The sequence below is a fragment of the Streptomyces sp. UNOB3_S3 genome (genome assembly GCF_020740895.1).
Classification (GTDB): domain Bacteria; phylum Actinomycetota; class Actinomycetes; order Streptomycetales; family Streptomycetaceae; genus Streptomyces.
The window spans coordinates 25434-51744 of the sequence record NZ_JAILXP010000006.1 but is presented as its reverse complement, the minus strand read 5'-3'; the positions used below and the strand labels follow the sequence as shown (position 1 = coordinate 51744).

Here is a 26311-nt window from a genome sequence, read left to right as displayed (position 1 = left end):
CCCTCGTGCACCCCTGTCCCCGTCCTGTGCTGCGGGAAAGCGGCGGCCGGCACCCCTGGGGGCATGTACCCTACGTGTCGCACCGACGGGGTGTGGCGCAGCTTGGTAGCGCGTCCGCTTTGGGAGCGGAAGGTCGTCGGTTCGAATCCGGCCACCCCGACCAGCAAGATCACATTGTGGGGCCCCTCGTGCGTGCGGTTACTATGCAAGCTGCGCGTCTGTGTGTCTCTGTACCGGGCGCGGTCCGCTGATCAGCAACATCCGCCGGTCAGCAGAATCCCAGAAGTCAGCCCCAAGGAGACCGAACCGTGAAGAGCGCCGTGGAGACCCTGAACCCGACTCGGGTTCGGCTCACTGTCGAGGTGCCCTTCGAGGAGCTCAAGGCCAGCCTCGACGCGGCGTACAAGAAGATCAACCAGCAGGTCACGGTGAAGGGCTTCCGCAAGGGCAAGATCCCGGCCCGTGTCATCGACCAGCGTTTCGGCCGTGGCGCCGTGCTGGAGGAGGCCGTCAACGACGCGCTGCCGAAGTTCTACACGGAGGCCGTCAACGAGGCCGAGCTGAACCCGCTGGGCCAGCCCGAGGTCGACATCACCGAGCTGAAGGACGGCGAGCTGCTCTCCTTCACCGCTGAGGTGGACATCCGCCCGGCGCTGGAGATCCCGGACTACTCCGGTATCGAGGTCACCGTCGACGCCGTCGAGGTCACCGACGAGGACATCGAGAAGTCCGTCGAGCAGCTGCGTGAGCGCTTCGCCACCACCTCCCCGGTCGAGCGCGCCGCCGCCGAGGGCGACATCGTCACCGTCGACCTGGAGGCCAAGGTCGACGGCGAGGTGCTGGAGGACGGCGTCGCGTCCGACGTCGACTACACCATCGGCTCCGGCCAGCTCCTCGACGGCATCGACGACGCCGTGAAGGGCCTGGAGGCCGGTGGCTCCGCCACCTTCACCTCCGAGCTGAAGGGCGGCTCCGCCGAGGGCAAGGAGGCCGAGATCTCGGTCACCGTCAAGTCCGTCAAGGCCCGTGAACTGCCCGAGCTGGACGACGAGTTCGCCCAGATGGCGAGCGAGTTCGACACCCTGGACGAGCTCAAGGCCGACAGCCGCAAGCGCCTCGAGCGCATGAAGAAGTTCGACCAGGCCACCCAGGCCCAGGAGAAGGTCCTGGAGGAGCTGCTGAAGCTCGTCGAGGTCCCGATGCCCGAGAAGCTGCTCGCGGACGAGGTCAACACCCGCAAGCACAACCTCGAGCACCACCAGCTCGGCCAGATCGGCATGAACCTCGAGAAGTACCTCGAGATGCAGGGCAAGACGGCCGAGGAGTTCGAGGCCGAGCTCAAGGAGCAGTCCGAGAAGGGCATCAAGACCCAGTTCGTGCTCGACGAGATCGTCAACAAGGAGAAGGTCTCCGTCGGCCAGGACGAGCTCACCGAGCACCTGGTGCGCCGCGCCCAGTCCTCCGGCATGGCCCCCGACCAGTTCGCGCAGGCCGTCGTCGAGCAGGGCCAGGTCCCGATGCTCGTCGGTGAGGTCGCCCGCGGCAAGGCCCTCGCGACGGTCGTCGAGGCCGCCACGGTCAAGGACTCCAAGGGCGAGGTCGTGAACCTCGAGGACGACGAGGACGAGGTCGAGGCCGCCGTCGAGACGGTCGAGGCCGCCGAGGGCACCGAGGCCTGAGCCTCACCCCTTCCCGGCCGGGGTTCCCCGGCCTTCCCTCCGACGGACCCGTACGACCCCCGTATGGAGTCGCCGGGGGGAGCTCGCAGGAGCGCTTGACGACGGGCCCGGACGTGCCGGTCCCCGCCATTCGGCGGGGCCGCGCGACGGGCCCGTCGCGCACCCCCGGGCGGCCCCTGCGCGGCCCGCGCGCGGCCTGTGCGCGCGGGGGAACCTGCGCTCAGAGCGAACAGTTCCTGATGCGGGATGGCGCCTGCCGACCAGCGCGTTAGGGTCCGTAGATACGAGGGCAGGGGAGACATGGCAGCGCGCCGACGCGTACCGGCCACGCCACCCCGGTCCCCAGAGAAGACGCGGAGACGGCCCGTTGCCGTCAGAGACGAGCAGGTGGATACGTGACGAATCTGATGCCTTCCGCCGCCGGTGAGATCGCCATCGGTGGTGGCCTCGGCGACCAGGTCTACAACCGGCTGCTCGGGGAGCGGATCATCTTCCTGGGCCAGCAGGTCGACGACGACATCGCCAACAAGATCACCGCGCAGATGCTCCTCCTGGCCGCGGACCCGAGCAAGGACATCTACCTCTACATCAACAGCCCCGGTGGCTCGGTGACGGCGGGCATGGCGGTCTACGACACCATGCAGTACATCCCGAACGACGTGGTCACCATCGGTATGGGCCTCGCGGCCTCCATGGGCCAGTTCCTGCTGACCGGCGGCACCCCGGGCAAGCGCTTCGCGCTGCCCAACACCGACATCCTGATGCACCAGGGCTCCGCGGGCCTCGGCGGCACCGCCTCGGACATCAAGATCCAGGCCGAGCAGCTGCTGCGCACCAAGAAGCGCATGGCCGAGATCACCGCCCAGCACACGGGCCAGACGGTCGAGACGATCATCCGTGACGGCGACCGCGACCGCTGGTTCACCGCGGCCGAGGCCAAGGAGTACGGGATCATCGACGAGATCATCACGCACGCCTCCGGCGTTCCGGGCGGCGGCGGCACCGGGGCCTGACCGCTCCGGCAGGACCGTCCGCCAGCCGTACCCCAGCCCACAGACCGCCACCAGGAGTGACACCCGCATGAACATCTCGTCCGCCAGCGGCCTCTACACCGGCCCCCAGGCCGAGGCCCGTTACGTCGTTCCGCGCTTCGTCGAGCGCACCTCGCAGGGCGTGCGCGAGTACGACCCGTACGCGAAGCTCTTCGAAGAGCGTGTGATCTTCCTCGGCGTCCAGATCGACGATGCCTCCGCCAACGACGTCATGGCGCAGCTGCTGTGCCTGGAGTCGATGGACCCCGACCGCGACATCTCGATCTACATCAACAGCCCGGGTGGCTCGTTCACGGCCCTCACGGCCATCTACGACACGATGCAGTTCGTGAAGCCGGACATCCAGACGGTCTGCATGGGCCAGGCCGCGTCCGCCGCCGCGATCCTCCTCGCCGCCGGCACCCCCGGCAAGCGCATGGCGCTGCCCAACGCCCGTGTGCTGATCCACCAGCCGTCCAGCCAGACGGGCCGCGAGCAGCTCTCCGACCTGGAGATCGCCGCCAAGGAGATCATGCGCATGCGCACCCAGCTGGAGGAGATGCTGGCCAAGCACTCCACCCAGCCGATCGAGAAGATCCGCGACGACATCGAGCGCGACAAGATCCTCACCGCTGAGGAGGCGCTCGCGTACGGTCTGGTCGACCAGATCGTCTCGACGCGCAAGTCGTCCGTGACCGTCTGACCGCATCACTCGGTCCGACCGGTCCCAGCCACCACCGCGCCGCCGACGACGGGCTCTCCCTTGGCCGAGTAGGGCCAAGGGGGGCCCGCGCGGGGGGCCCGGCAAGGTACCGTCGATAGGCAAGCACTCGGGTTCGCAGAGCAAGGCGGATCCCAGGCGAAGGGGAAGCACCTCGTGGCACGCATCGGTGACGGCGGCGATCTGCTCAAGTGCTCGTTCTGCGGCAAGAGCCAGAAGCAGGTGAAGAAGCTCATCGCGGGTCCTGGTGTGTACATCTGCGACGAGTGCATCGACCTCTGCAACGAGATCATCGAGGAAGAGCTCGCGGAGACGAGCGAGGTGCGCTGGGAGGAGCTTCCCAAGCCCCGCGAGATCTACGAGTTCCTCGAGGGCTACGTCGTCGGCCAGGAAGCCGCCAAGAAGGCCCTCTCCGTCGCCGTCTACAACCACTACAAGCGGGTGCAGGCCGGCGAGACCGGCGCGCACAACCGCGACGACGGCATCGAACTGGCCAAGTCCAACATCCTGCTGCTCGGCCCGACGGGCTCCGGCAAGACGCTGCTCGCCCAGACCCTGGCCCGCATGCTCAACGTCCCCTTCGCCATCGCCGACGCGACGGCCCTGACGGAGGCCGGCTATGTCGGTGAGGACGTCGAGAACATCCTGCTGAAGCTGATCCAGGCCGCCGACTACGACGTCAAGAAGGCCGAGACCGGCATCATCTACATCGACGAGATCGACAAGGTCGCCCGAAAGAGCGAAAATCCGTCGATCACACGGGATGTGTCGGGTGAGGGCGTCCAGCAGGCGCTGCTGAAGATCCTCGAGGGCACGACGGCCTCCGTCCCGCCCCAGGGTGGCCGCAAGCACCCGCACCAGGAATTCATCCAGATCGACACGACGAACGTCCTGTTCATCGTGGGCGGCGCCTTCTCCGGCCTGGAGAAGATCATCGAGTCCCGCGCGGGCGCGAAGGGCATCGGCTTCGGCGCCACGATCCGCTCCAAGCGCGAGATCGAGGCCAGCGACCAGTTCCAGGAGGTCATGCCCGAGGACCTGGTGAAGTTCGGGATGATCCCGGAGTTCATCGGCCGTCTCCCGGTCATCACCTCCGTCCACAACCTCGACCGCGAGGCCCTCCTCAAGATCCTCGTCGAGCCGCGCAACGCGCTGGTGAAGCAGTACCAGCGCCTCTTCGAACTCGATGGCGTCGAGCTCGACTTCGACCGCCCGGCCCTGGAGGCCATCGCGGACCAGGCCATCCTCCGGGGGACCGGCGCGCGGGGTCTGCGCGCCATCATGGAAGAGGTCCTGATGTCGGTGATGTACGAGGTCCCGTCGCGCAAGGACGTCGCCCGGGTCGTCATCACGGCGGACGTGGTCCAGTCGAACGTCAACCCGACGCTGGTGCCGCGCACGCGCGGCAACGAGCCGGGGGAACGGCACGAGAAGAGCGCGTAGGTTTTTACGCACGGAGGGGGCGCCCGGCCGGTTGGCGGGGCGCCCCCTCAGGCGCAGACCGGGGCTCAGTAGCCGTTGGTGAAGATTTCCTCGGCTGTGGAGACGGTGACGGCGCGGTCCAGCCACTGTCCCAGCGTGTCCAGGTAGGTGCACGTCAGGATGCGCTCACGAACCTCGGGGGACACGGGGATCTTCCGGTGCTCCAGTACGCGGACCACCGACTCGGCGCGTTCCTTCAACCGGCCCTGGGCCTCGCCTTCCAGCCACGTCTGCTCGATGAGGGTGCCACGGCCGGGGAAGTAGGTACGCGGCATGAGGTTCCTCCAGATGTCTCGCGCCGGGGAGTTTCCCAGGCCGATTTCTAGCGGTTCCGACTAGTAGGCGATGGACTCCGGGTCGGCGGTGTTCAGAGCACGCGCCAGTGCTTCCAGTATGGCCGGGGCTTCCTGGTCGCTGCCATGTGTGATGGCGGAGAACGTCGCCAGCGCCAAGTTCCGGGCGGCCCGGTCCGGGGCAGTGATCACTGGGACGTTCGCGGGGCTCAGAACGAGTGGGTGCACCGACAGGGCGGTCCAGCCCTCAGGCCCCAGACGGAAGGGGCCGGCCGCCCAATCGGCAGTCGCCTTGTCCTGACAGACCACGATGAGCAGTGCCGGGCACTTGTACTTCGCCTTCAGATACGACAGGTAGTACGCCCAGCTGACCGCCTTGTCCGGATCGCGGCGCCCCTGGGCCTCGATGGCGAGGATGAAGCCCCCGCTGCTGTCCGGTGGCTCGATGCGCAGCACGCTGTCCACGCGCCGTTCCAGCGGCCGGATTTCGGTGACGTCCGCTGTGAGGACTTCGACGGATGACTTCTCCGGCAGCGGAACGCCCAGGATCCGGAACACGGGGTCGAGGAGCTCAGGACGGTCCTGGAATATCCGGTGAGCCGCCTCGTGGTGTGAAGTAACCATGGCCCGAAGCTAGGAGCGGGAACGCCTGTGCTTCCGACTATTGGCGAACGATCACTCGTTCGGGCGGTCTTATGTGGTGATTTCCGCTGGCGCAACGCAACGGCCGCCGCGATGCCGGTGGGCATGCGCGGCCGTCACATGCAAGGAGGCGCCCCGCCGGACGCCCCTTTTCGGCCTCCCGGAAGCTGGGGGATCACCCGATAGCGCGGGAGGCGTATGGCGAATCGATTCGCTTCACGCGGGACCACCCGATCGTGGCTATCGTGGCTGCGGGGGCGGTTGCCGCCCGGGATGCTGGGCCTGGAAGGAGGCGCCGCGATGACCCTGACGGACCACGACGTTGCCGAGGTTGTCTTGCGAGGCAAACCCGATCACGACCTGCTGCGCTTTCTGGACAGGATCCCCGAGCTCGACGTATTCAAGATCGAGCTCATCGACGGAAAGATCGTTATGCAGGCATCGGCAGCACCGCTGCACAACAGCATTGTGATCAAGCTGGCCACCCAGTTCGTCGCGAACGGCTGGGAGGCTCTCGGTGAGCAGGCCCTCATCTCGGAGGTCCAGGGTTTCGAGCCCAAGCCGGATCTCGCCATCACGACTGTTGAGGATGTGGCGGACAACCGCAACCCGTTCCCTACGGATCGGGTTCGTATGACTGTCGAGGTGGTGTCCTCGGACAGGAACAGCGACTATGCCAAGAAGAGTCTCTGGTACGCCATGAGCAAGATTCCGCTGTATCTCCTCGTCGACCCCTACGACGGCATCTGCAAGCTGCACTCGCGACCGCAGGGCCCGGCGTACCGGACCGTCGACACGTACGAGTTCGGCGAGTCGATCAAGCTCGGTGAGCCGTTCTCGTTTGCTCTGGACACGTCTGCGTTCAAGCCGTACCCGCCGAAGTTGCCGTGAGGCATGGGAAGCGGGTGCCGTGTGTCGCGCACGATGGTGAAGCCATGGCCTTGCCCAGGCAACGTGGCGGCTGCCGAACGTTGACCCCAGCCTCATTCGGGCTGGGGCAGCTTTTTAGGCGTGCTCGATGTCAGCGCGTGTTGCAGGAAAATCCGAAGTGCTTTTCCTTGACGCCGAGCTTTTGAAGCTTATCCATGCATACAAGCCGGGCCGGGATCGTGGCGCCAATCCCGCCAGCCCCGCCAACATTTCCGTCGTACGCGTAGCTGCACGCATCCTCCACGCCCGACCCTATTCGGTATCCGTAGGTGCTCAAGTACGTTCTACACTGGGCGGGGCTGGCCTCGGCCGGAGTTGTCGTAGCAAGCTGAAGTGTGCCAGCCGCCATGATGACGCCAGCGGCTGCTGCCGCTCGACGGATCGCCTTGCGCATCAAGCTGCCCATTCCTGTGTTGCCGCCCAGTGGTTACCCATCGGGCGTTCGCTTCTTGATCAACGTCGATACGCTACTAACCATTGGCTAGCGCTTGACAGGTTTGATCAAGGCAAAAATGGCTCGTACTGGCGGTGCGGCGAGCGATGGCGGCTGAATCCATACTGGAGCGAGGTGCCTTTAGGCCGAGGCCCTTAATAAGAGGAAGGCCACCGCGACGCCAGGAGGTGGCGTTCGTGGTGGCCGTTTAGGGGTGAGTCCGCTTGAGTTACTTCTCCTTGCGGACCTGGTTGCGGATCTTCGCGGTCGCGTCGGAGAGTTCCTGGGCGGACATCACGTTGCCGGTGGACGCGGTGGCGCTGCCATAGGGGTTGTTGCTCTTCGAGATCTGGTGCTGGACGATGCCTACGGCGCTTTTGTCGCCCCAGACGCAGGCGGAGGTCTCGGACTCGGAGGAGAAGTTCCCGTAGGAGCTGGTGGTCTTCTGCGTCCGGCACTTGAGCACCGCGCCGTCGAAGCCACTCGGCGAGAAGTCCGTCCAGGGCGCGGTCGTCTCGATCTTGGCGCCGACCTTCGACGCGAGCTGCGACTGCTGTTCGTCCGACTGGGCGATCAGCGCGTCAACGGTCTTCTTGGGATCGGCGATCGTGCCGTAGGTGCCGCCGACCGACAACGCCTGCTTCTCGGCGTTGGTGTAGCCCTTGCTCACCGACTCGCCGTTCTCGATGCCCGCCGCCTTCGCCTTCGCATTGTCGGCGAGGCTCTGCGGCTGGTTCTGCTTCCCCGCGGCGGTCGGTGCCTCGACGAACTTCCCGTCCAGCACCGAGACCGGCAGGTCGATCGTGTACGGCTTCACATCACCGTCACCACCGCCGCCGTTCATGAACAGCACGCCGCCCACGATCGCGCCCACCACGACCAGTACGCCCACCGTGATGCCGATCGCCTTGCCCGCCCCGCCGCCGCTCGGCTGGGCCGGGGGCGGGTAGCCGCCCGGCATGCCCGGCTGCTGGCCATAGGGGTCGGGCTGGCCATAGGGGCCGGGCTGGCCGTAGGGCCCCGGCTGGCTGTACGGGTGAGCCTGCGGGTGCGGGTAGCCGTAGGCGCCGGCGCCGTACGGGCCGGCGGCCGGTGCCTGCGCGGGCTGCTGCGGGTAGCCGTAGCCGGGCTGGCCGTAGGGGCTGGGCTGCGGCGGCTGGCCGTACGGTCCCGGCTGGTGATGGCTCATCGTCGCTCTCTCGCGTACTGGTCGTGCCTGGGTCAGGTGCACGTCATCTTTGTCGATCGCTTATTCGAGCCATGCGGCGGGGCGGAAACGGGTTCGTGAGCTGTCGGCCCCTCCCCGTAGAATTCGGTCCGTGACCGAGAACACTCAGCAGAGCCCCGACCGCGGGCCGAACGACAGCAACCCCGAACTGCCGACCCAGTACGCGCCGGCCGAGGTAGAGGGGCCGCTGTACGAGCGCTGGGTAGAGCGGGGCTACTTCGAGGCCGACGCCAAGAGCGACAAAGAGCCGTACACCATCGTCATCCCCCCGCCGAACGTCACGGGCTCCCTCCACCTGGGCCACGCCTTCGAGCACACGCTGATCGACGCCCTCACCCGCCGCAAGCGCATGCAGGGCTACGAGGTCCTGTGGCAGCCCGGCATGGACCACGCCGGTATCGCCACGCAGAACGTGGTCGAGCGCGAGCTGGCCAAGGAGGGCAAGTCCCGTCACGACCTCGGCCGTGAGGCGTTCGTCGAGCGTGTCTGGCAGTGGAAGGATGAGTCCGGCGGCCAGATCTCCGGGCAGATGCGTCGTCTGGGTGACGGCGTGGCGTGGTCGCGCGAGCGCTTCACCATGGACGAAGGCCTGTCCAAGGCCGTCCAGACGATCTTCAAGAAGCTCTACGACGACGAGCTGATCTACCGCGCCGAGCGCATCATCAACTGGTGCCCGCGCTGCCTGACCGCCATCTCCGACATTGAGGTGGAGTACCAGGACGACGACGGCGAGCTCGTCTCCATCCGCTACGGCGAGGGTGACTCCTCCATCGTCGTCGCCACGACCCGCGCCGAGACGATGCTCGGCGACACCGCCGTGGCCGTTCACCCCGAGGACGAGCGCTACAAGCACCTCGTCGGCACCGAGATCGAGCTGCCGCTGACCGGCCGCCGTATCCCGGTCGTCGCCGACGAGCACGTCGACCCCGAGTTCGGCACGGGTGCCGTCAAGGTCACCCCCGCCCACGACCCGAACGACTTCGAGATCGGGCGACGGCACGACCTGCCGTCGATCACCGTCCTCGACGAGCACGGCGTGATCACCGCCCACGGGCCCTTCCTCGGCCTGGACCGCTTCGAGGCCCGCTCCGCGATCGTCGGCGCCCTGCGCGCCGAGGGCCGGATCGTCGCCGAGAAGCGCCCGTACACCCACTCCGTGGGCCACTGCTCGCGCTGCAAGACAACGCTGGAGCCGCGTCAGTCCATGCAGTGGTGGGTGAAGACCGCCCCGCTGGCCAAGGCCGCCGCCGACGCCGTCCGCGACGGCCAGGTCAAGATCCACCCGCAGGAGATGGAGAAGCGGTACTTCGACTGGGTCGACAACCTCCACGACTGGTGCATCTCGCGTCAGCTGTGGTGGGGCCACCGCATCCCGGTCTGGTACGGCCCGGACGGCGAGATGGTCTGCGTCGGCCCGGACGAGCAGCCGCCCGCCGGCGAGGGCTGGCACCAGGAGACCGACGTCCTCGACACCTGGTTCTCCTCCGGCCTGTGGCCGTTCTCCACGCTCGGCTGGCCCGAGAAGACCGAGAGCGTCGAGAAGTTCTATCCGAACTCCGTCCTCGTCACCGGCTACGACATCCTCTTCTTCTGGGTCGTCCGGATGATGATGTTCGGCCTGTACGCGATGGACGGCACCCCGCCGTTCCACACCATCGCCCTCCACGGCATGGTCCGCGACCAGTTCGGCAAGAAGATGTCGAAGTCCTTCGGCAACGCGGTCAACCCGCTGGACTGGATGGACAAGTACGGCTCCGACGCCGTCCGCTTCACGCTCGCGCGTGGTGCCAACCCCGGCGTCGACGTGCCGATCGGCGAGGACTGGGTCCAGGGCTCGCGCAACTTCGCCAACAAGATCTGGAACGCCACGCGCTTCGCGATGATGAACGGCGCGACGGTCGAGGGCGAGCTGCCGCCGGTCGAGCAGATGTCGGCCACCGACCGCTGGATCATGTCGCGCCTCAACGCGACGGTCGCCGAGGTCGACGCCTTCTACGACGACTACCAGTTCGCGAAGTTGTCCGACTCCCTCTTCCACTTCGCGTGGGACGAGGTCTTCGACTGGTACGTCGAGCTGTCGAAGACGACCTTCATGGCGGGCGGCGAGCAGGCCGAGGTCTCCGCGCGCGTCCTCGGCGAGGTCCTGGACGTCACCCTCAAGCTCCTCCACCCGGTCGTGCCCTTCGTCACCGAGACGCTGTGGACCACGCTCACGGGCAAGGAGTCGGTCGTCGTCGCCGACTGGCCGAAGGACTCGGGCTTCCGTGACGCCGCCGCCGAGGCCGAGATCGAGAACCTCCAGCAGGTGATCACCGAGGTCCGCCGCTTCCGCGCCGACCAGGGCCTCCAGCCCGGCCAGCGCGTCCCGGCGAAGCTCGACCTGTCGGGCACGACGCTCGCCGCCCACGAGGGCGCGATCCGTCAGCTGCTGCGCCTCCAGCCCGCCGAGGACGGCTTCCACGCCACCGCGACCCTCCCGGTCGCCGGTGCCACGGTCGCCCTCGACCTGTCCGGCACGATCGACGTCGAGGCCGAGCGCAAGCGCCTGGCCAAGGCGCTGGCCGCGGCCGAGAAGGAGAAGGCGCAGGCCACGGCCAAGCTGGGCAACGAGGCCTTCCTGGCCAAGGCCGCCGAGGTCGCCGTGGAGAAGATCCGTACGCGGCTGGCGACGGCCGAGGCCGACATCGAGCGGATCAGCGCTCAGCTCGCGTCGCTCCCGGGCGCCTGACGCCCGACGCCCGAGGCCTGAAACAGCGCGGCCGGGTCATCCCCACACCGGTGGGGGTGACCCGGCCGCGGCCGTATGCCATAAGGAACGGGATCAGCGCTCGGTGATCGGCCGTGCCTCCCACGGCCTCGTCCGTCCCGGGTCCCACATGGGCCCCCACGGTCCCTCCAGGGGCTCCTCCTCCACCCGGTCGAGGAGTCTGTGCTGATTGCGGTCCCGCCGGTCCCGTACGGGGGCGAGGAGCACATACGCCGTGGACACCACCACGAAGCCCAGCCGGATCAGGCCCTTGGCCGACTCGTCGGGCACCACGAACACGCTGCCGTAGAGCACCAACAGCGCGATCCAGCTCCACCACGGCACCAGCCGCCGCTGGCCGCAGACGTCCCACAGCAGGGTGCCGAGCAGCACGGAGGCCGTGTAGTAGGTGTAGACGCTGGGGTCGAGGACGATCCGGGCGTTGGCGCCCAGCAGGATGACGGCCGCCCAGCGGCCGCGCCAGACGGCGATCGCCCCCAGGGCGAGACCGAGCGCGGCCTGGGCGGGGCGGGCCCAGTTCGGGGTCTCGGGTGTGTTGCCGCCCAGCCAGCGCAGCGCGGAGGCCGGGCTGTTGGGGATGGTGAACTTCGCGGCGGCGAAGGAGTGCGGGTCGACGAGGAAGAACGGCAGCCAGGCGACGGCCACCAGACCCACGCACCACAGTCCCGCGCGCAGCCACCGCTCCTTGGGCAGCGCCAGCAGCAGCGGCAGGAAGGCCAGCGCGGTCGGCTTGGAGTCCAGGGCCAGGGCCATGCAGATGCCGGTCGCGGCCGCGTTGCAGTGCGTCAGGTAGTACACCGCGAGCGCGGTGAAGAAGAGCGCGAGGACGTCGTCCAGATGCGCGAAACGGACCGAGACCTCGATCCACATGGGGATGAAGGCCAGGCCCGCGATGAGGACCCGCTGCCGCAGCCGCTGGTGGTTGGTGCCGGTGCCCAGGAGGTGCCGGGCGGCGCTGCGGCCCGCCAGGACCAGGATCACCAGGCCCAGCAGGGACATCAGGGCCTCGGCCAGCACCTGGCCGACCATGGCCGGGAAGGGGTTGAAGAGGCCGGCCACCAGGAAGCTGACGGGGCCCATCTGGAGCTCGGGGTGGCGCGCGTAGAGGTTGAGGCCGCCGTCGCCGGACGTGCCCCCGTCGTAGATCAGTTCACCGCCGGTGCGCAGATAGTGCCAGGAAAAGCCGCCGCTGGGCTCCACGACGATGAACCAGAGCACTGCCCACCCCGTGAGCAGCAGCAAATGCGTTCTGTTGCTGAGTTGTGGTGTGCGCACAACGCTCCGTTCCGCCACCCGGAACCGTTCCGGGCATAAATATCACCGGCGGTCAGATGGCGGAACGGAGCGGAAGGTTGCCTCATCGGTCGGTTCTGTGACCGAACTCATGGTTTCGCGCGGAGTGGTGTCGCGCGAGGGCGGCTCAGGCCTCGATGGCCACCGGGCCGGAGGTGGTGCTCTCCGCGTTGCGGCGGGTCTTGGCCCAGCCGTTGCGGCCGCGCAGCATCCGGACGAAGCCACGGGCGGACGCCGGGAAGAGATGGTAGGCGTACAGCCACAGCGCCAGGCCCCACAGCAGGGTGGTCAGCAGCGAGCGGTCGGCGGCGCGGTCGCGGCGGTAGACCGGGCCCCACAGGACGAACGGGGTCACGGAGACCACGGCCAGGGCGATCACCAGCGGCCACAGGGCCAGCATGCCGCCGAACGCCTCGCCCACGCCGTCCTCGGCGGCGGTGATGCCCAGCAGGGTGAACATGACCGCGCACAGCGCGAGGGTGACCAGGTGGGCGACGGGCTGGAGGAAGGTGTAGAGCGTCTCCAGGACGCCCTTGCCGCCGTAGTGGCGGGAGGAGACGATGCGCGGCGCGTAGCGGACGCACTGGAGGTTGCCCTGGGCCCAGCGGGTGCGCTGGGTGAGGAACCGGCGGCCGTGGGGGAGGCCCTCCTGGGAGACCCAGGTGTCGGCTATGTGGGATATCCGGTCACCGTTGAGGATCATGTGCAGGCCCAGCTCGTAGTCCTCCAGCAGCGCGCCGCGCTGCCAGGGGCGGCGCTCGGCGGCGGCGATGCGGTCCAGGGAGGCGAGGCGGGTGAACTGGCCGTTGCCGCCCAGGCCGACGGAGCCGGTGCGGCCGCGCAGCAGCTGCATGCCGGCGTTGGAGACGGAGAACTCCATGTCCTGCATGCGCACCAGCAGACGGGCGAAGGCGTTGGCGATCCGGCCGCGGTCGGGCAGCGGGCGCGGGTCCTCGGTGTTGCGCATCCGGACGCTGACCTGGACGCCGCCGGTCTCGGGGTCGCCGAAGCCCTGGGGGCCGCTGACGCGGGCGAGGGCGTGCGGGTCGAGCTGGCCGTCGGCGTCGATGACGCACACGACGACGCGCTCGCGGTCGGCGTCCTCGGACAGGAACTGGTTCAGCTCGTCGTACGCGGCGTTGAGCGCGGCGCCCTTGCCCTGGCGGGCGTTGGGGCGTCGCCGGCTGACGAGGTGGACGCGGCGGTCCTCGTCGGCGAGGGCGGCGACGATGGCGCCGGTGCGGTCCTCGCTGTCGTCGTCGATGACCCAGACGTGCGCGCCCGGGTGGTCGGCGCGCAGCCGTGCGACGGTGGTGCCGACGACGGCCTCCTCGTCACGGCAGGGGACGAAGAAGTGCCAGTCGAAGGCGTCGGGGCTGCCGTTCTCGACGGCGGGGCGCCGGGTGTACGCGTGGCGGGCGCCGGCCCAGTAGAGCAGGAAGCAGACGAGGAGGAAGAAGGGGAAGGCGAGGAGGAAGGGGCTGGAGAACATGCGGGGGTACGGCTCCGGGCGTGGGTGGGTGCGGGCTTGCTGCGGGGGCGTCGCGTGCCGGGGCGTCGCGTGCGGGGTGCGTCGCGCGCGGCGGTGCCGCTACGCGGCGGCGGCCAGTTCCGCGGGGGCCGCCACGGCGGCCAGCAGTGCCACGATGCGGTCCGACGCCAGCCCGTCCCCGAACGGGCTCGGCAGGGCGGCCAGGCGGGCGAGGCCCTCCGGGCCCTCCGCGAGGCGGCGGCGCGCCGCCTCGCCGATGGCGCGGCCCGGCTCGACCAGGTCCGCGAAGTCCGTCATGGCCTCCGGGCGCTCGGTGGAGCGGCGGACGACGACCAGCGGGCGGCCGAGGACCGTGCACTCCTCCTGGATGCCGCCGGAGTCCGAGACCAGCAGGGCGGAGTGCCGGGCGAGGGCCAGGAACTCGGAGTAGCCGAGCGGTGCCGTCACCGTCAGCGGGGCCAGCAGGTCCAGCAGGCCGGCGGCCTCGATACGGGCGCGGGTGCGCGGGTGGAGCGGCAGGACGACCGGGCGGCCGGGGGCCGCGAGGGCGGCCAGCTCGGTCAGGATCGCCCGCAGGGCCTCGGCCGAGTCGGTGTTCTCCGGCCGGTGGACGGTCGCCAGGACGTAGCCGTCGGCGGTCAGCCCGTGCCGGTCCAGCAGCGCCGCGCGCTCGTTCGCGCCGGGGAGCTGGTTGTGGACGGCCTCGACGACGGTGTTGCCGGTGAGGGCGATCCGGGAGTCGGCGACGCCCTCGGCGAGGAGGTTGGCGCGGTTGTCCTCGGTGGCGGCGCAGAGCACGTCGGCGATGCTGTCGATGAGCACCCGGTTGTGCTCCTCGGGCATGTTGCGGTCGTGGCTGCGCAGACCGGCCTCGACGTGCAGCAGCGGGATGTCGCGGGCGTTGGCGGCCAGCGCGCCGGCGAGGGCGGCGTTGGTGTCGCCCTGGACGACGACGGCCAGCGGCGGCTCGGCGGTGAACAGCTCGTCGAGCTGGGCGAGGGCGGCGGATATCTGCACGGCGCGCGGCTGCCCGCCGACACCGGTGAGGAAGGTCGGCTCGGGCAGGCCCAGCTCGGTCAGGAAGCGGCCGGACAGCTCCTCGTCGTAGTGCTGACCGGTGTGCACCAGGTGAGCGGCAGGTCCCAGGAGGCGCACAAGGTCGGTGAGCTTGACCAGCTCGGGGCGCGTACCGAGAACGATCGCGATGCTGCGGGGCGGCAGGGACATGCGGGGCTCCTGGGGCTGTCGGGGGCGGTGACAGTTCCAGAGAGTGGGTTGTCTTGGTTGCCGGGTTGGATGGGGTTTGGTTGCGGGACGGTAGCGAACGGATTTCGGGACTTTGGTCCCGGAGCGGGCTGGAATCGGCCCTTCACGCCCGGTAGCGGTAGCCCAGCCCCCGGACCGCCTCCAGGGGGTCCGCCGCCTCGTCGCCCGCCGCCTGCCGGAGCTTGCGCCGCAGCCGCAGCACCGCGAACTTCACCCGCTCCCGGCCGGTGCCCTCCGGGTCGTCCCAGACGCGGTCGAGGAGCTGATCGGTGGTGATCACCCGGCCCCGGTTGCGGACGAGGACCTGGAGCAGGCGGTACTCGATGTCGCTGAGCCGGGTCTCGTGGCCCTGCCACACCGCCGAGCGGCGCTCGGGCACCAGGCGCAGCCCGTCGTCGCCGAAGGAGTCGCCGGCCCAGCGGGTGGGCGCGCTGCGGCGCAGCAGCGCCTCGACGCGGGCGAGGAGCTCCTCGTTGCCGAAGGGCTTGGGGAGGTAGTCGTCCGCGCCGGCGCGCAGGCCGCGCACGCGGTCGCTCTCGGCGCCCCGCGCGGTGAGCAGGAGCACGGGCAGGTCGCTCATGTCCCGGGTGCGCTCCAGCACCTCCCAGCCGTCGAGGCCGGGCAGGCCGATGTCGAGGATCATCAGCGCGGGGCGTTCGGCGAACAGCAGCCGCAGCGCCTCCCTGCCGTCGTCGGCGGCCACGACCTCGTAGCCGCTGCGGGTGAGCAGGACGCGCAGGGCGAGGGCGAGGTCGGGGTCGTCCTCGACGACCAGGACGGGGGTGGTCATGGCATGACGCCCGCGTCGTCCGGAGCGTCCGGCGGCGGGCCCGCGATCGGCAGCCGGATGCGGAAGACCGCGCCCTCGCCCTCGCGGCCGCCGACGGCGATCGTGCCGCCGTGCCGTTCGACGACCGTGCGGCCGATGGCGAGGCCGAGGCCGGTGCCGGGGTAGCCGCCGGAGCGGGCGTTGGGGGCGCGGACGAAGCCGGTGAAGATCTCGTGGCGGTACTTCTCGGGGATGCCGATCCCGGTGTCGGCGACCTCGATGTCCCAGTGGACGCCCCGGGGCGCGGCCGTGATGCCGACCCGGCCGCCGGCCGGGGTGAACTTCGCGGCGTTCTCCAGCAGATTGCCGATCACGTGCCGGAGCCGGTGGCGGTCGCCGCGCAGGGCGGGTCCGCCCTCGCAGTCCAGGACGGCGAAGACGCCCGCCGCCTCCAGCTCCCCCATGTGGTCCAGCAGGGCCTCGGCCAGCATGTCGGGCACGTCCACGGGGGCGAACTCCAGCTCGGGCCCGACCGCCCGCATCCGGGTGGTCAGCAGCAGGTCGGAGATCACCCGCTGCATCCGTCCGGCGTTGCGCCGGATGGCGTCGAGGAACGAGGCCTGCTCGTCGGTGAGGGTGCCGAAGGCGGGGTCGGCCAGGAGTTCGCCGAAGCTGCTGATGGAGGTGAGCGGGGTGCGCAGCTCGTGGGAGGCGGCGGCGGTGAAGGCGTTGCGCTGGCGGGCCAGCTCGGTCAGCGCGGCGTTGTCGCGCTTCAGATCGCGTTCGCGCCGTTTGACGTCGCTGATGTCCGTGAACGTCCACAGGGCGCCCAGGTAGGTGCTGTTCCTGCGCAGCGGCTCGATCCGGCGGCGGATGGTCCGTCCGTCGGCCAGCGGGATCTCGGCGACGCGGTGGACGTGGCGGCGGGCCAGGATCTCGTCCGGGGTGTGGGGCAGGGAGACATCGGTGGTGTAGAACGCCCGGACGAGCGGGACGACCGGCCGCATGGGGGCGCCGGGGGAGAGATCGGCCTTTCCGTCGAGGTCGAACATGGCGACGAACCGGCGGTTGACGGCGAGCACCTCGTCGGCCGGGCTCTGGAGGAGCGCGCCGGACGGCAGGGCCTCCAGGACGGCCTGGAGGCGGTCCCGGTCCACCGAGGACATCATGGCTCTCACCTCCATAACCTCGCTTAACGGATCTTCAGGAAGAACCGTATGACAAAGCGGATGCGCCCGCTCCCATCGTGGGCCGGGCGCCGGTGGCGACGCCCCGGCCCTTCGCGCGCCCCCGGTCCGTAGACTGGGCCGCGTGAGCGAGCGCCCCCTGAATGACGAGAACGGCGATCTCGAACCCGGCGAGACCGGTGCATCCGGTGCTGCCGACGAGTTCGAGGAGATCGTCGAAGCCGAGACCGACAGAGACCCCGACCTCGCCGTGATCGAGGCGGGCAGCCGCACCCTGCGCACCCAGTCGGGCCCGCCGCAGGGCGACGACGTGCCCGCGCGCCCCGAGGACCCGGAGGTGGACCGGGCCCTGCGCGAGGTGGAGGCGGAGCTCGCGGGCCGCTGGGGCGAGACCAAGCTGGACCCGTCGCTGGTCCGCGTGGAGGCCCTGATGGACATCCTGGGGCAGCCGCAGCGCGCCTACCCCGCGATCCACATCACCGGCACCAACGGCAAGACCAGCACCGCCCGCATGATCGAGGCCCTGCTGGCCGCCTTCGACCTGCGCACCGGCCGCTACACCAGCCCGCACGTCCAGTCCGTCACCGAGCGGATCAGCCTGGACGGCGCCCCCATCGCCGCCGAGCGCTTCATCGAGACGTACCGGGACATCAAGCCGTACGTCGAGATGGTCGACGAGCGCGAGGAACACCGGATGTCCTTCTTCGAGGTCATCACGGGCATGGCCTTCGCCGCCTTCGCCGACGCCCCGGTCGACGTGGCCGTGGTCGAGGTCGGCATGGGCGGCACCTGGGACGCCACCAACGTCGTCGACGGCACCGTCGCCGTGGTCACCCCGATCGCGCTCGACCACACCGACCGGCTCGGCTCCACGCCCGGCGACATCGCCACCGAGAAGGCCGGGATCATCAAGTCCGGCGCCACCGTCGTCCTGGCCCAGCAGCCGGTGGACGCGGCGCAGGTGCTGCTCAAGCACTCCGTCGAGGTCGACGCCACGGTCGCCCGCGAGGGCATGGAGTTCGGCGTGGTCGGCCGGGAGGTCGCCGTCGGCGGCCAGCTGCTGACCCTGCGCGGCCTGGGCGGCGAGTACGAGGACGTCTTCCTCCCGCTGTACGGCGCCCACCAGGCGCACAACGCCGCCGTCGCCCTGGCCGCCGTCGAGGCGTTCTTCGGGATCGGCTCGCAGCACGCCCGTCCGCTCGACATCGACGTGGTCCGCCGCGCCTTCGCGTCGGTCACCTCGCCGGGCCGGCTGGAGGTCGTGCGCAGCAGCCCCACGGTGGTGCTGGACGCCGCGCACAACCCCGCGGGCGCCCGTGTCACCGCCGACGGCATCACCGAGGCGTTCGGTTTCAGCCGCCTCATCGGTGTCGTCGGCACCAGTGGCGACAAGGACGTCCGCGGGCTGCTGGAGGCCTTCGAGCCGATCTTCGCCGAGATCGTCGTCACCCGGAACTCCACCCCGCGCGCGATGGACGTCGACGAGCTCGCCGGCCTGGCCGTCGAGGTCTTCGGTGCCGAGCGGGTGCAGGTCGAGCCGCGCCTGGACGACGCCCTGGAGGCCGCGATCACCCTCGCCGAGGAGGAGGGCGAGTACTCCGGCGCGGGTGTCCTGGTGACCGGTTCGGTGATCACCGTGGGTGAGGCCCGGCTGCTGCTGGGGAGGCGCTGACATGCGGACGCTGTGCGCCAGCACCCTGATCGGCGAGTTCTTCGTCATCGGTTTCGCCGGCCTGGTCGCCATGCAGACCTCCGACCTGTCCACGGGCACGATCTGGGCCGTCAGCGGCACCGCCATGGTGCTGAGCGTGCTGCTGTGCGGCATGCTCACCCGGCCCGGCGGCGTCCAGCTGGGCTGGGCGCTCCAGCTGGGCCTGATCGCCAGCGGCCTGGTGGTCCCGGTGATGTTCATCCTGGGCGCGGTCTTCGCCGGTCTGTGGTGGGCCTCGGTCCACTACGGCCGCAAGGTCGACGAGGCGAAGGCCCGCTTCGCCCGGCTGACGGCGGAGGCGGAGGCGGCGGAGGGCGCCGCCTGAGCCCCGGGCCGTGCCAGGGCCCGCCCCCGCGGCCCCTCCGGGCCGAGTACCGGCGGGCCCTGGCGGGCCTGTAGCCTTCGCCCCACGCATCCGATCGCCTGCCCGCTAGGAGCCCGCAGTATGAGCCAGCGCACCCTCGTCCTCCTCAAGCCCGACGCGGTCCGCCGCGGTCTGGTCGGTGAGATCATCGGCCGTATCGAGCGCAAGGCCGGCTGGACGATCGGCGCGCTGGAGCTGCGCACCCTGGAGCGCGCCACCCTGGAGCAGCACTACGCCGAGCACGTGGGCCGCGACTTCTACGAGCCGCTGATGGGCTTCATGTCCTCCGGCCCGGTCGTGGCGCTGGTCGTCGAGGGCGAGCGCGTCATCGAGGGCGTCCGCGCGCTGGCCGGCCCGACCGACCCGATCTCGGCCGCTCCCGGCTCCATCCGTGGTGACTTCGGCACCATCACGCGCGAGAACCTCATCCATGCCTCGGACTCGGAGGAGTCCGCGGAGCGGGAAATCAAGATTTTCTTTCCCGGTCTCGCCTGATACCGGACCTGATACCGGATCAACCGGATCAGCCGAACAGGCATTCTGATCAGGGCGGTCGATTAATCCCTTCGGCCGCCCTTGGCATATGCGCGCCGATCGGGGGAACCTCTCACTCCGACACGACGTCACCATTACTGGGGCCAGCTCGTGTTCCGCCGACAATGGCGGAGGAACCCTCGCGCCACGTTCGAGTGGGCGAGACTACGATGAAGCTTCCGCGCCCGCAGTGCGCACCACCTGCCGACCTCGAGTAAGCATTCGCCCAAACTGGGAAGGCCAGACGTATCCTCATGGGGAACAACATGTCGTTCATCGGCCGTGACATGGCTGTCGACCTCGGGACCGCCAACACGCTGGTGTACGTCAGAGGCCGCGGGATCGTCCTCAACGAGCCGTCAGTCGTCGCGATCAATACCAACACCGGTGGCATCCTCGCGGTCGGCGCCGAAGCCAAGAAGATGATCGGCCGAACTCCGGGGAACATCGTCGCGGTGCGTCCTCTCAAGGACGGCGTCATCGCCGACTTCGAGATCACGGAGCGGATGCTCCGCTACTTCATCCTCAAAATCCACAAGCGCCGCTGGATGGCCCGCCCGCGTGTCGTGGTCTGCGTGCCCTCCGGAATCACCGGCGTCGAGCGCCGCGCCGTCATCGAGGCCTCCACCCAGGCCGGCGCCCGTCAGGTGCACATCATCGAGGAGCCCATGGCCGCCGCCATCGGCTCCGGCCTGCCCGTCCACGAGGCCACCGGCAACATGGTCGTCGACATCGGCGGCGGCACCACCGAGGTCGCCGTGATCTCGCTGGGCGGCATCGTCACCGCGCAGTCCATCCGCGTCGCCGGCGACGAGCTGGACAACGCGATCATCCAGCACATCAAGAAGGAGTACAGCCTCCTCCTCGGTGAGCGCACCGCCGAGCAGATCAAGATCACCATCGGTTCGGCCTACGACCTGGAGCAGGACGAGCACACCGAGATCCGCGGCCGCGACCTGGTCAGCGGGCTGCCCAAGACCGTGGTCATCTCGGCCGCCGAGGTCCGCAAGGCCATCGAGGAGCCCGTCAACTCCATCGTCGACGCCGTCAAGACCACCCTCGACAAGTGCCCGCCCGAGCTGTCGGGTGACGTCATGGACCGCGGCATCGTTCTCACCGGCGGAGGGGCGCTGCTGCGGGGCCTGGACGAGCGGCTGCGCCGCGAGACCGGGATGCCCATCCACATCGCCGAGGACCCGCTGGACTCCGTGGCCCTGGGCTCCGGCAAGTGCGTCGAGGAGTTCGAGGCGCTCCAGCAGGTCCTGGACGCCCAGCCCCGCCGGTGAACAGGCCATGACCGTCCGGGCCCGCAGCCGGACGGTCCGACGAGAAGGGCACGCCGCCGCACGTGAGGGACACACGAGAGAGCCGGCTGCTGCTGGTCCTGCTGATCGCGATCGCCTTCGCGCTGATCACGGTCGACATCCGTGGCGGTGAGCAGTCCCCGCTCGACGGAGTGCGCCACGCGGCGGCCTCGGCCTTCGGACCGGTGGAGAAGGGCGTCGCCGCCGCGGTCGACCCGGTCGGCGAGGCCGTCGCCGCCGTGCGCGACTCGGGCGACCGCAGCAGCCGCATCGCCGAGCTGGAGCGCGAGAACACCGCCCTCAAGCAGCGCCTGGGCAGCGACGACCGCAACCGCGGCCGGCTCCGCGAGCTGGACGCCATGCTCAAGACCGCCGGCCGCGGCCAGTACGGCATCAAGGGCGCGCAGGTCATCGCCATAGGAGCCGCGCAGGGCTTCTCCTGGACGGTCACCATCGACATCGGCGCCAACGACGGCGTCCGCCGCGACATGACCGTGCTCAACGGCGACGGGCTCGTCGGCCGCGTCACCACCGTCGGCCCCGGCACCTCCACCGTCCTGCTCGCCAGCGACCCCAAGTTCACCGTCGGTACCCGCATGGAGAAGACCGGCGAGATCGGCTTCGCCAACGGCCAGGGCGACAGCTCCCTGCGCGTCGAACTCCTCAACGGCAAGGCCACCGTCCGCAAGGGCGACCGGCTGGTCACCTTCGGCTCCAGCCGGGACAAGCCCTTCGTGGCCGGCGTCCCCGTCGGCGAGGTCACCCATGTCGAGCCGGCGGGCGGCGGCCTCACCCGCACCCTCCTGGTCCGCCCCTTCGTCGGCTTCAGCAAGCTCGACCTGGTCGGCGTCGTCGTCCAGGCGCCCCACGAGGACCCGCGCGACACCGTGCTGCCGCCCAAGCCCGAGGCCCCCAAGCCCGCCCCCACCGTGACCGTCACCGTCACCCCCAGCCCGAGTGCCAAGCCCCAGGACTGAGACCGATGCGCCTGAACCGGATCCTGCTCTCGACCGCGCTCGTGGTGGTGGCCCTCGTCGTCCAGGTGAGCGTCCTGGCCCGGCTCCACCTCCCCGGTGCCGTGCCCGACCTGATGCTCCTCGTCGTCGTCGGCCTCGCCCTGGTCTACGGCCACACCACCGGCTGCCTCGTCGGCTTCGGCGCGGGCCTCCTCGCGGACCTCGCGCCCCCCGCCGACCACGCCACCGGGCGCTACGCCCTCGTCCTCTGTCTCATCGGCTATCTGGTCGGCCTCGCCCGGCCGGAGAGCGGCCGGGTCCGCTCGGCCACCGTCCCCATGGTCGCCGTCGTCGGCGCGGCCGTCCTCTCCACGCTGCTCTACGCGGGCGTGGGCTCCCTCGTCGGTGACACCGCCGCCCGCCACGTGGGCCTGAGCGGCCTGGTGGCCACCGCCGCCTGCTACGACCTGCTGCTGGCGCCCTTCGTCGTCCCGCTCGTCATGGCCATGGCCCGCCGCACCGTCTCCGACCCGCTCGCCGGCGACGGCACGGCCGTCACGGGCGGCGGCGACGGGGCGTACGGGCGGACGACCAAGGGCAGCTTCCGCATCGGCCGGATGAGCCGCAGGAACCGGCTGGGCGGCCGGGGCCGGGGCGGCCGCCTGGGGGTCCAGCACGGCGGCCTGCTGCCGAGGGCCGGGCGCCGGCAGCCGAAGCTCAAGGGAGTGAAGCGCCTGTGACCACTCTTCCCGAAGGGGGACGGACCTCCCGGGTGACGATCCGGCTGATCGTCATTCAGATCCTGGTCTTCTCGCTGCTGCTCACCCTCGCCGGCCGCCTGTGGTACCTCCAGATCCGCAACGGCGACCAGTACACCGCCGAGGCCGCCAGCAACCACATCCAGCAGGTCGTCGCCCCCGCCACCCGGGGCTCGATCCTCGACGCCCGGGGCGTGCCGCTCGCCGACAACGAGACCCGGCTCGTCGTCTCCGCGAACCGCACCGACCTGATGAAGATGAAGGACAAGGGGAAGACCGTCCTCACCCGCCTCGCGGGCGTCCTCAACCTCAAGCCCGAGGAAGTCTCCGCCAAGGTCCGGCTGTGCGACGCCAAGACCCCCAAGCCCTGCTGGGCCGGCTCGCCCTACCAGCCCATCCCCATCACCGACGAGGCCACCACCCAGCAGGCGCTCCAGATCCGCGAGCGCCAGGAGGACTTCCCCGGCATCACCGCCGAGCCCACGGCCGTGCGCCGCTACGCGGGCCCCGGCGGCTCCAACACCGCCCAGGTCCTCGGCTATCTCTCGCCCGTCACCGACGCCGAGATCACCAAGGCCAAGGACTCCCGCACCCCGCTGCTCCGCTCCGACCAGGTCGGCCGCTCCGGGCTGGAGCGGCAGTACGACTCCGAGCTGCGCGGCAGGGCGGGCGTCACCCGTTACGAGGTCGACAACCTCGGCCGCGTCATCGGCAAGGCCAAGAGCGACAAGGCCGTCCCCGGCGCCAACATCGTCACCAGCATCGACGCCCGTGTGCAGGCCATAGCGGAACGGGAGCTGGACCAGGCGATGAAGGACGCCCGCAAGGAGCTCGACCGCAACACCGGCGTCAACTACAAGGCCGACGCGGGCGCCGTCGTCGTACTGGAGTCGAGGACCGGCCGGGTGGTGGCCATGGCCTCCAACCCCACCTACGACCCCAACGCCTGGGTCGGCGGCATCTCCGGCAAGGACTACAAGGCCCTCACCGGCGAGGACTCCAACTACCCGCTGCTCAACCGGGCCATCCAGGGCCAGGCGGCACCCGGCTCCATCTTCAAGGTCATCAGCACCACCGCCGCCGTCAAGGCCGGCTACGGCTTCACCGACCACTACAACTGCTCCAGCGCCTACAGCATCGGCAACCAGGTCTTCAAGAACTACGAGTCCAAGGGCTACGGCGCCATCGACCTCGGCCAGGCGCTGGAGGTCTCCTGCGACACCGTCTTCTACGACCTGTCCTACCGGCAGTGGCAGAAGGACGGCGGCAACAAGCCCCAGCACCCGGCGGACTGGTTCTACAAGACCGCCCACCAGTTCGGGCTCGGCAAGGAGACCGGCATCGACCTGCCCAACGAGGTCCGCGGCCGGGTCCCCGACCGGGAGTGGAAGAAGCGCTACTGGGACGCCAACAAGGACGTCTGGTGCAAGCAGGGCGACAAGGACGACAGCTACGCCGGGAAGATCGCCAAGGAGAACTGCGAGTCCGGCATGCGGATGCGCGCCGGTGACTCCGTCAACTACTCCATCGGCCAGGGCGACACCCTCGTCACCCCCATCCAGATGGCCACCATCTACGCGGCCATAAGCAATGGCGGCACCCTCTGGAACCCCACCGTCGGCAAGGCGGTCATCAGCCCCGACGGCAAGCGCGTCCAGGAGATCAAGCCGAGCTCCCACGGCCGGCTGCCCGTCGACCGCACCCTGCGCGACCAGATCGACGGCGCCCTCGCCGGCGTCGCCACCAAGGGCACCGCCGCCTGGCGCTTCCAGGGCTGGCCGCAGAACCAGATCCCCATGCACGCCAAGACCGGCACCGCCGAGGTCTACGGCAAGCAGACCACATCCTGGTTCGCCACTTACACCTCCGACTACACGGTCGTCATGACGATCGCCCAGGGCGGCACCGGCTCCGGCGCCTCCGGCCCGGCCGTGCGCAACATCTACAACGCGCTCTACGGCGTCGACGAGAAGGGCAAGGTCGACGACTCGAAGGCGCTGCTACCGCACCCGGAGAGCGGACTTCCCAGGATCGAGAAGGACGGCACCATCGAGGCGCAGCCCATCCCCACGGCCCCGCCGTCGCCCTCGTCGTCCAGCTCCGACGGCGCCTCGCCCCTGCCCTCGGCGTCCCCCGCGGACACCGGGCTCCCGTCCCCTCCGCCGGAGACCCCGACCGAGCCCGCGACCCGGCGGGAGGAGCAGAACCGATGAGCACCGCCCAGGGCTACCGGGTCCGCCGCTTCACCCCCGAACGCGGCGCCTGGTCCCGCCTCACCGCCCGTGACTCCGTGCTGCGCCGCCTCGACTGGGTGATGCTGCTCGCGGCCCTCGCGCTGTCCGGCATCGGCACGCTGCTCGTCTACTCGGCGACCCGCAACCGCACCGAGCTCAACCAGGGCGACCCGTACTACTTCCTGCTGCGCAACCTGCTCAACACCGGCATCGGCCTCGCCTTCGCCATCGGCGCGGTCTGGGTCGGCAGCCGGGCGCTGCGCGGCGCCGTCCCGATCCTCTACGGCATCTCCTGCCTCTTCACCCTGGCCGTGCTCACCCCGCTGGGCGCGACCATCAACGGCGCGCGCTCCTGGATCCAGCTCGGCGGCGGCTTCTCCATCCAGCCCTCCGAGTTCACGAAGATCACCATCACGCTGGGGATGGCGATGCTGCTGGCCGGCAAGGTCGACGCGGGCGACCGCCGCCATCCCGACCACCGCACCGTGATGCAGGCCCTGGGCCTGGCCGCGCTGCCGATCGTGATCATCCTGCTGATGCCCGACCTCGGCTCGGTCATGGTGCTCGTGGTGATCGTGCTCGCGGTGCTCCTCTCCTCCGGGGCGTCCAACCGCTGGATCGCGGGGCTGGTGGGCACCGGCGTCCTCGGCTGCGTCCTCATCTGGCAGCTCGGGGTCCTCGACGAGTACCAGATCAACCGCTTCGCGGCCTTCGCCAACCCCGCCCTCGACCCCTCCGGCGTCGGCTACAACACCAACCAGGCCCGGATCGCCATCGGCTCGGGCGGGCTGTCCGGTTCCGGCCTCTTCCACGGCTCGCAGACCACCGGCCAGTTCGTCCCCGAACAGCAGACCGACTTCATCTTCACCGTGGCCGGCGAGGAGCTCGGCTTCATGGGCGCCGGGACGATCATCTTCCTGCTCGGTGTGGTGCTCTGGCGGGCCTGCCGGATCGCCCGCGAGTCCACCGAGCTCTACGGCACCATCGTGGCCGCCGGGATCATCGCCTGGTTCGCGTTCCAGAGCTTCGAGAACATCGGCATGACCCTGGGGATCATGCCCGTCACCGGACTGCCGCTGCCGTTCGTCTCCTACGGGGGGTCGTCGATGTTCGCCGCCTGGATAGCGGTGGGACTCCTCCAGTCGATCAGGGCGCAGCGGCCGGTTTCCGCATAAACGGTTTTCGCACAAGCGGTTTCCGCGCAAGCGGGCCGGTTTCCGGACGGCCGGGCGGCGGG

23 protein-coding genes and 1 tRNA gene are annotated in these 26311 nt (G+C 69.8%); 15 read left to right on the top strand and 9 right to left on the bottom strand.

From position 1 onward, the window contains the following. The first annotated feature begins 86 nt into the window (after positions 1-86). From K6I33_RS01700 to clpX, 5 genes are all read left to right on the top strand, one after another. Positions 87-163 (top strand) — tRNA-Pro (locus K6I33_RS01700). 145 nt (positions 164-308) lie between these two features. Further along, the gene (tig, locus tag K6I33_RS01695) at positions 309-1679 is read left to right on the top strand and encodes a trigger factor (RefSeq protein WP_229347834.1); all 1371 of its coding nucleotides are present in this window, start codon (positions 309-311) and stop codon (positions 1677-1679) included. A gap of 407 nt (positions 1680-2086) precedes the next feature. Continuing rightward, positions 2087-2692, top strand: a complete 606-nt coding sequence (locus tag K6I33_RS01690; RefSeq protein WP_229347842.1) for an ATP-dependent Clp protease proteolytic subunit — start codon at positions 2087-2089, stop codon at positions 2690-2692. Positions 2693-2759: 67 nt separating this feature from the next. Next, complete coding sequence (locus K6I33_RS01685; protein ID WP_229347831.1) at positions 2760-3413, top strand: ATP-dependent Clp protease proteolytic subunit; 654 nt, start codon at positions 2760-2762, stop codon at positions 3411-3413. A 174-nt stretch (positions 3414-3587) separates the two neighbouring features. Beyond that, a complete protein-coding gene (clpX, locus tag K6I33_RS01680; RefSeq protein WP_229347829.1) occupies positions 3588-4874 on the top strand; it encodes an ATP-dependent Clp protease ATP-binding subunit ClpX in 1287 nt (428 codons plus the stop codon). 65 nt (positions 4875-4939) lie between these two features. Here clpX and K6I33_RS36225 read toward each other — a convergent pair whose 3' ends face one another. Further along, the gene (locus tag K6I33_RS36225; protein WP_308297014.1) at positions 4940-5188 is read right to left on the bottom strand and encodes a hypothetical protein; all 249 of its coding nucleotides are present in this window, start codon (positions 5186-5188) and stop codon (positions 4940-4942) included. 60 nt (positions 5189-5248) lie between these two features. Further along, positions 5249-5764 carry a hypothetical protein gene (locus K6I33_RS36220; protein ID WP_308297013.1) on the bottom strand — a complete coding sequence of 172 codons (516 nt, stop codon included), beginning with the start codon at positions 5762-5764 and terminating at the stop codon, positions 5249-5251. A gap of 384 nt (positions 5765-6148) precedes the next feature. Here K6I33_RS36220 and K6I33_RS01670 point away from each other — a divergent pair, with 384 nt between their 5' ends. After that, complete coding sequence (locus K6I33_RS01670) at positions 6149-6739, top strand: Uma2 family endonuclease (protein ID WP_229347827.1); 591 nt, start codon at positions 6149-6151, stop codon at positions 6737-6739. Positions 6740-6869: 130 nt separating this feature from the next. On the opposite strand, the gene K6I33_RS01665 is transcribed toward K6I33_RS01670, so the two are convergent. Together K6I33_RS01665 and K6I33_RS01660 are read right to left on the bottom strand one after the other, a co-directional pair. After that, a complete protein-coding gene (locus tag K6I33_RS01665; protein ID WP_229347826.1) occupies positions 6870-7172 on the bottom strand; it encodes a hypothetical protein in 303 nt (100 codons plus the stop codon). Positions 7173-7440: 268 nt separating this feature from the next. Beyond that, entirely contained in the window at positions 7441-8400 is a 960-nt protein-coding gene (locus K6I33_RS01660; protein WP_229347825.1) for a hypothetical protein, read from the bottom strand. A 130-nt stretch (positions 8401-8530) separates the two neighbouring features. Between K6I33_RS01660 and K6I33_RS01655 the strand changes: the two genes are divergently transcribed. Continuing rightward, positions 8531-11167 carry a valine--tRNA ligase gene (locus K6I33_RS01655; protein WP_229347824.1) on the top strand — a complete coding sequence of 879 codons (2637 nt, stop codon included), beginning with the start codon at positions 8531-8533 and terminating at the stop codon, positions 11165-11167. Positions 11168-11260: 93 nt separating this feature from the next. Here the strand turns inward: K6I33_RS01655 and K6I33_RS01650 are convergent, their stop codons facing one another. From K6I33_RS01650 to K6I33_RS01630, 5 genes are all read right to left on the bottom strand, one after another. Next, a complete protein-coding gene (locus K6I33_RS01650) occupies positions 11261-12481 on the bottom strand; it encodes a hypothetical protein (protein WP_229347816.1) in 1221 nt (406 codons plus the stop codon). A 145-nt stretch (positions 12482-12626) separates the two neighbouring features. Then, positions 12627-13991: a glycosyltransferase gene (locus tag K6I33_RS01645; RefSeq protein WP_229347814.1), complete on the bottom strand. Its 1365-nt coding sequence runs from the start codon at positions 13989-13991 to the stop codon at positions 12627-12629. A gap of 99 nt (positions 13992-14090) precedes the next feature. Beyond that, entirely contained in the window at positions 14091-15218 is a 1128-nt protein-coding gene (wecB, locus tag K6I33_RS01640; protein ID WP_229347807.1) for a non-hydrolyzing UDP-N-acetylglucosamine 2-epimerase, read from the bottom strand. 142 nt (positions 15219-15360) lie between these two features. Continuing rightward, entirely contained in the window at positions 15361-16047 is a 687-nt protein-coding gene (locus K6I33_RS01635) for a response regulator transcription factor (RefSeq protein WP_229347806.1), read from the bottom strand. Further along, the gene (locus K6I33_RS01630) at positions 16044-17195 is read right to left on the bottom strand and encodes a HAMP domain-containing sensor histidine kinase (RefSeq protein WP_229347840.1); all 1152 of its coding nucleotides are present in this window, start codon (positions 17193-17195) and stop codon (positions 16044-16046) included. Before K6I33_RS01630 ends, K6I33_RS01635 begins: the two co-directional genes overlap by 4 nt. Positions 17196-17337: 142 nt before the next feature. Between K6I33_RS01630 and K6I33_RS01625 the strand changes: the two genes are divergently transcribed. From K6I33_RS01625 to rodA, 8 genes are all read left to right on the top strand, one after another. Beyond that, on the top strand, positions 17338-18885 hold the full coding sequence (locus K6I33_RS01625; RefSeq protein ID WP_374282929.1) for a folylpolyglutamate synthase/dihydrofolate synthase family protein: 1548 nt from the start codon (positions 17338-17340) through the stop codon (positions 18883-18885). A gap of 1 nt (position 18886) precedes the next feature. Next, on the top strand, positions 18887-19249 hold the full coding sequence (locus K6I33_RS01620; protein ID WP_229347798.1) for a DUF4233 domain-containing protein: 363 nt from the start codon (positions 18887-18889) through the stop codon (positions 19247-19249). A 120-nt stretch (positions 19250-19369) separates the two neighbouring features. After that, positions 19370-19783 carry a nucleoside-diphosphate kinase gene (gene ndk / locus K6I33_RS01615; RefSeq protein ID WP_229347797.1) on the top strand — a complete coding sequence of 138 codons (414 nt, stop codon included), beginning with the start codon at positions 19370-19372 and terminating at the stop codon, positions 19781-19783. Between the two features lie 305 nt (positions 19784-20088). Next, positions 20089-21108: a rod shape-determining protein gene (locus tag K6I33_RS01610; RefSeq protein WP_004950903.1), complete on the top strand. Its 1020-nt coding sequence runs from the start codon at positions 20089-20091 to the stop codon at positions 21106-21108. 62 nt (positions 21109-21170) lie between these two features. Next, positions 21171-22103 (top strand): rod shape-determining protein MreC, encoded by a 933-nt coding sequence (mreC, locus tag K6I33_RS01605; protein ID WP_229347796.1) that lies wholly within the window; start codon positions 21171-21173, stop codon positions 22101-22103. Positions 22104-22108: 5 nt separating this feature from the next. Continuing rightward, a complete protein-coding gene (gene mreD / locus K6I33_RS01600) occupies positions 22109-22822 on the top strand; it encodes a rod shape-determining protein MreD (protein ID WP_229347795.1) in 714 nt (237 codons plus the stop codon). Then, positions 22819-25053, top strand: a complete 2235-nt coding sequence (gene mrdA, locus K6I33_RS01595; RefSeq protein WP_229347793.1) for a penicillin-binding protein 2 — start codon at positions 22819-22821, stop codon at positions 25051-25053. Before mreD ends, mrdA begins: the two co-directional genes overlap by 4 nt. Further along, complete coding sequence (rodA, locus tag K6I33_RS01590) at positions 25050-26249, top strand: rod shape-determining protein RodA (RefSeq protein WP_229347786.1); 1200 nt, start codon at positions 25050-25052, stop codon at positions 26247-26249. Before mrdA ends, rodA begins: the two co-directional genes overlap by 4 nt. The last annotated feature ends 62 nt before the right edge of the window (positions 26250-26311 follow it).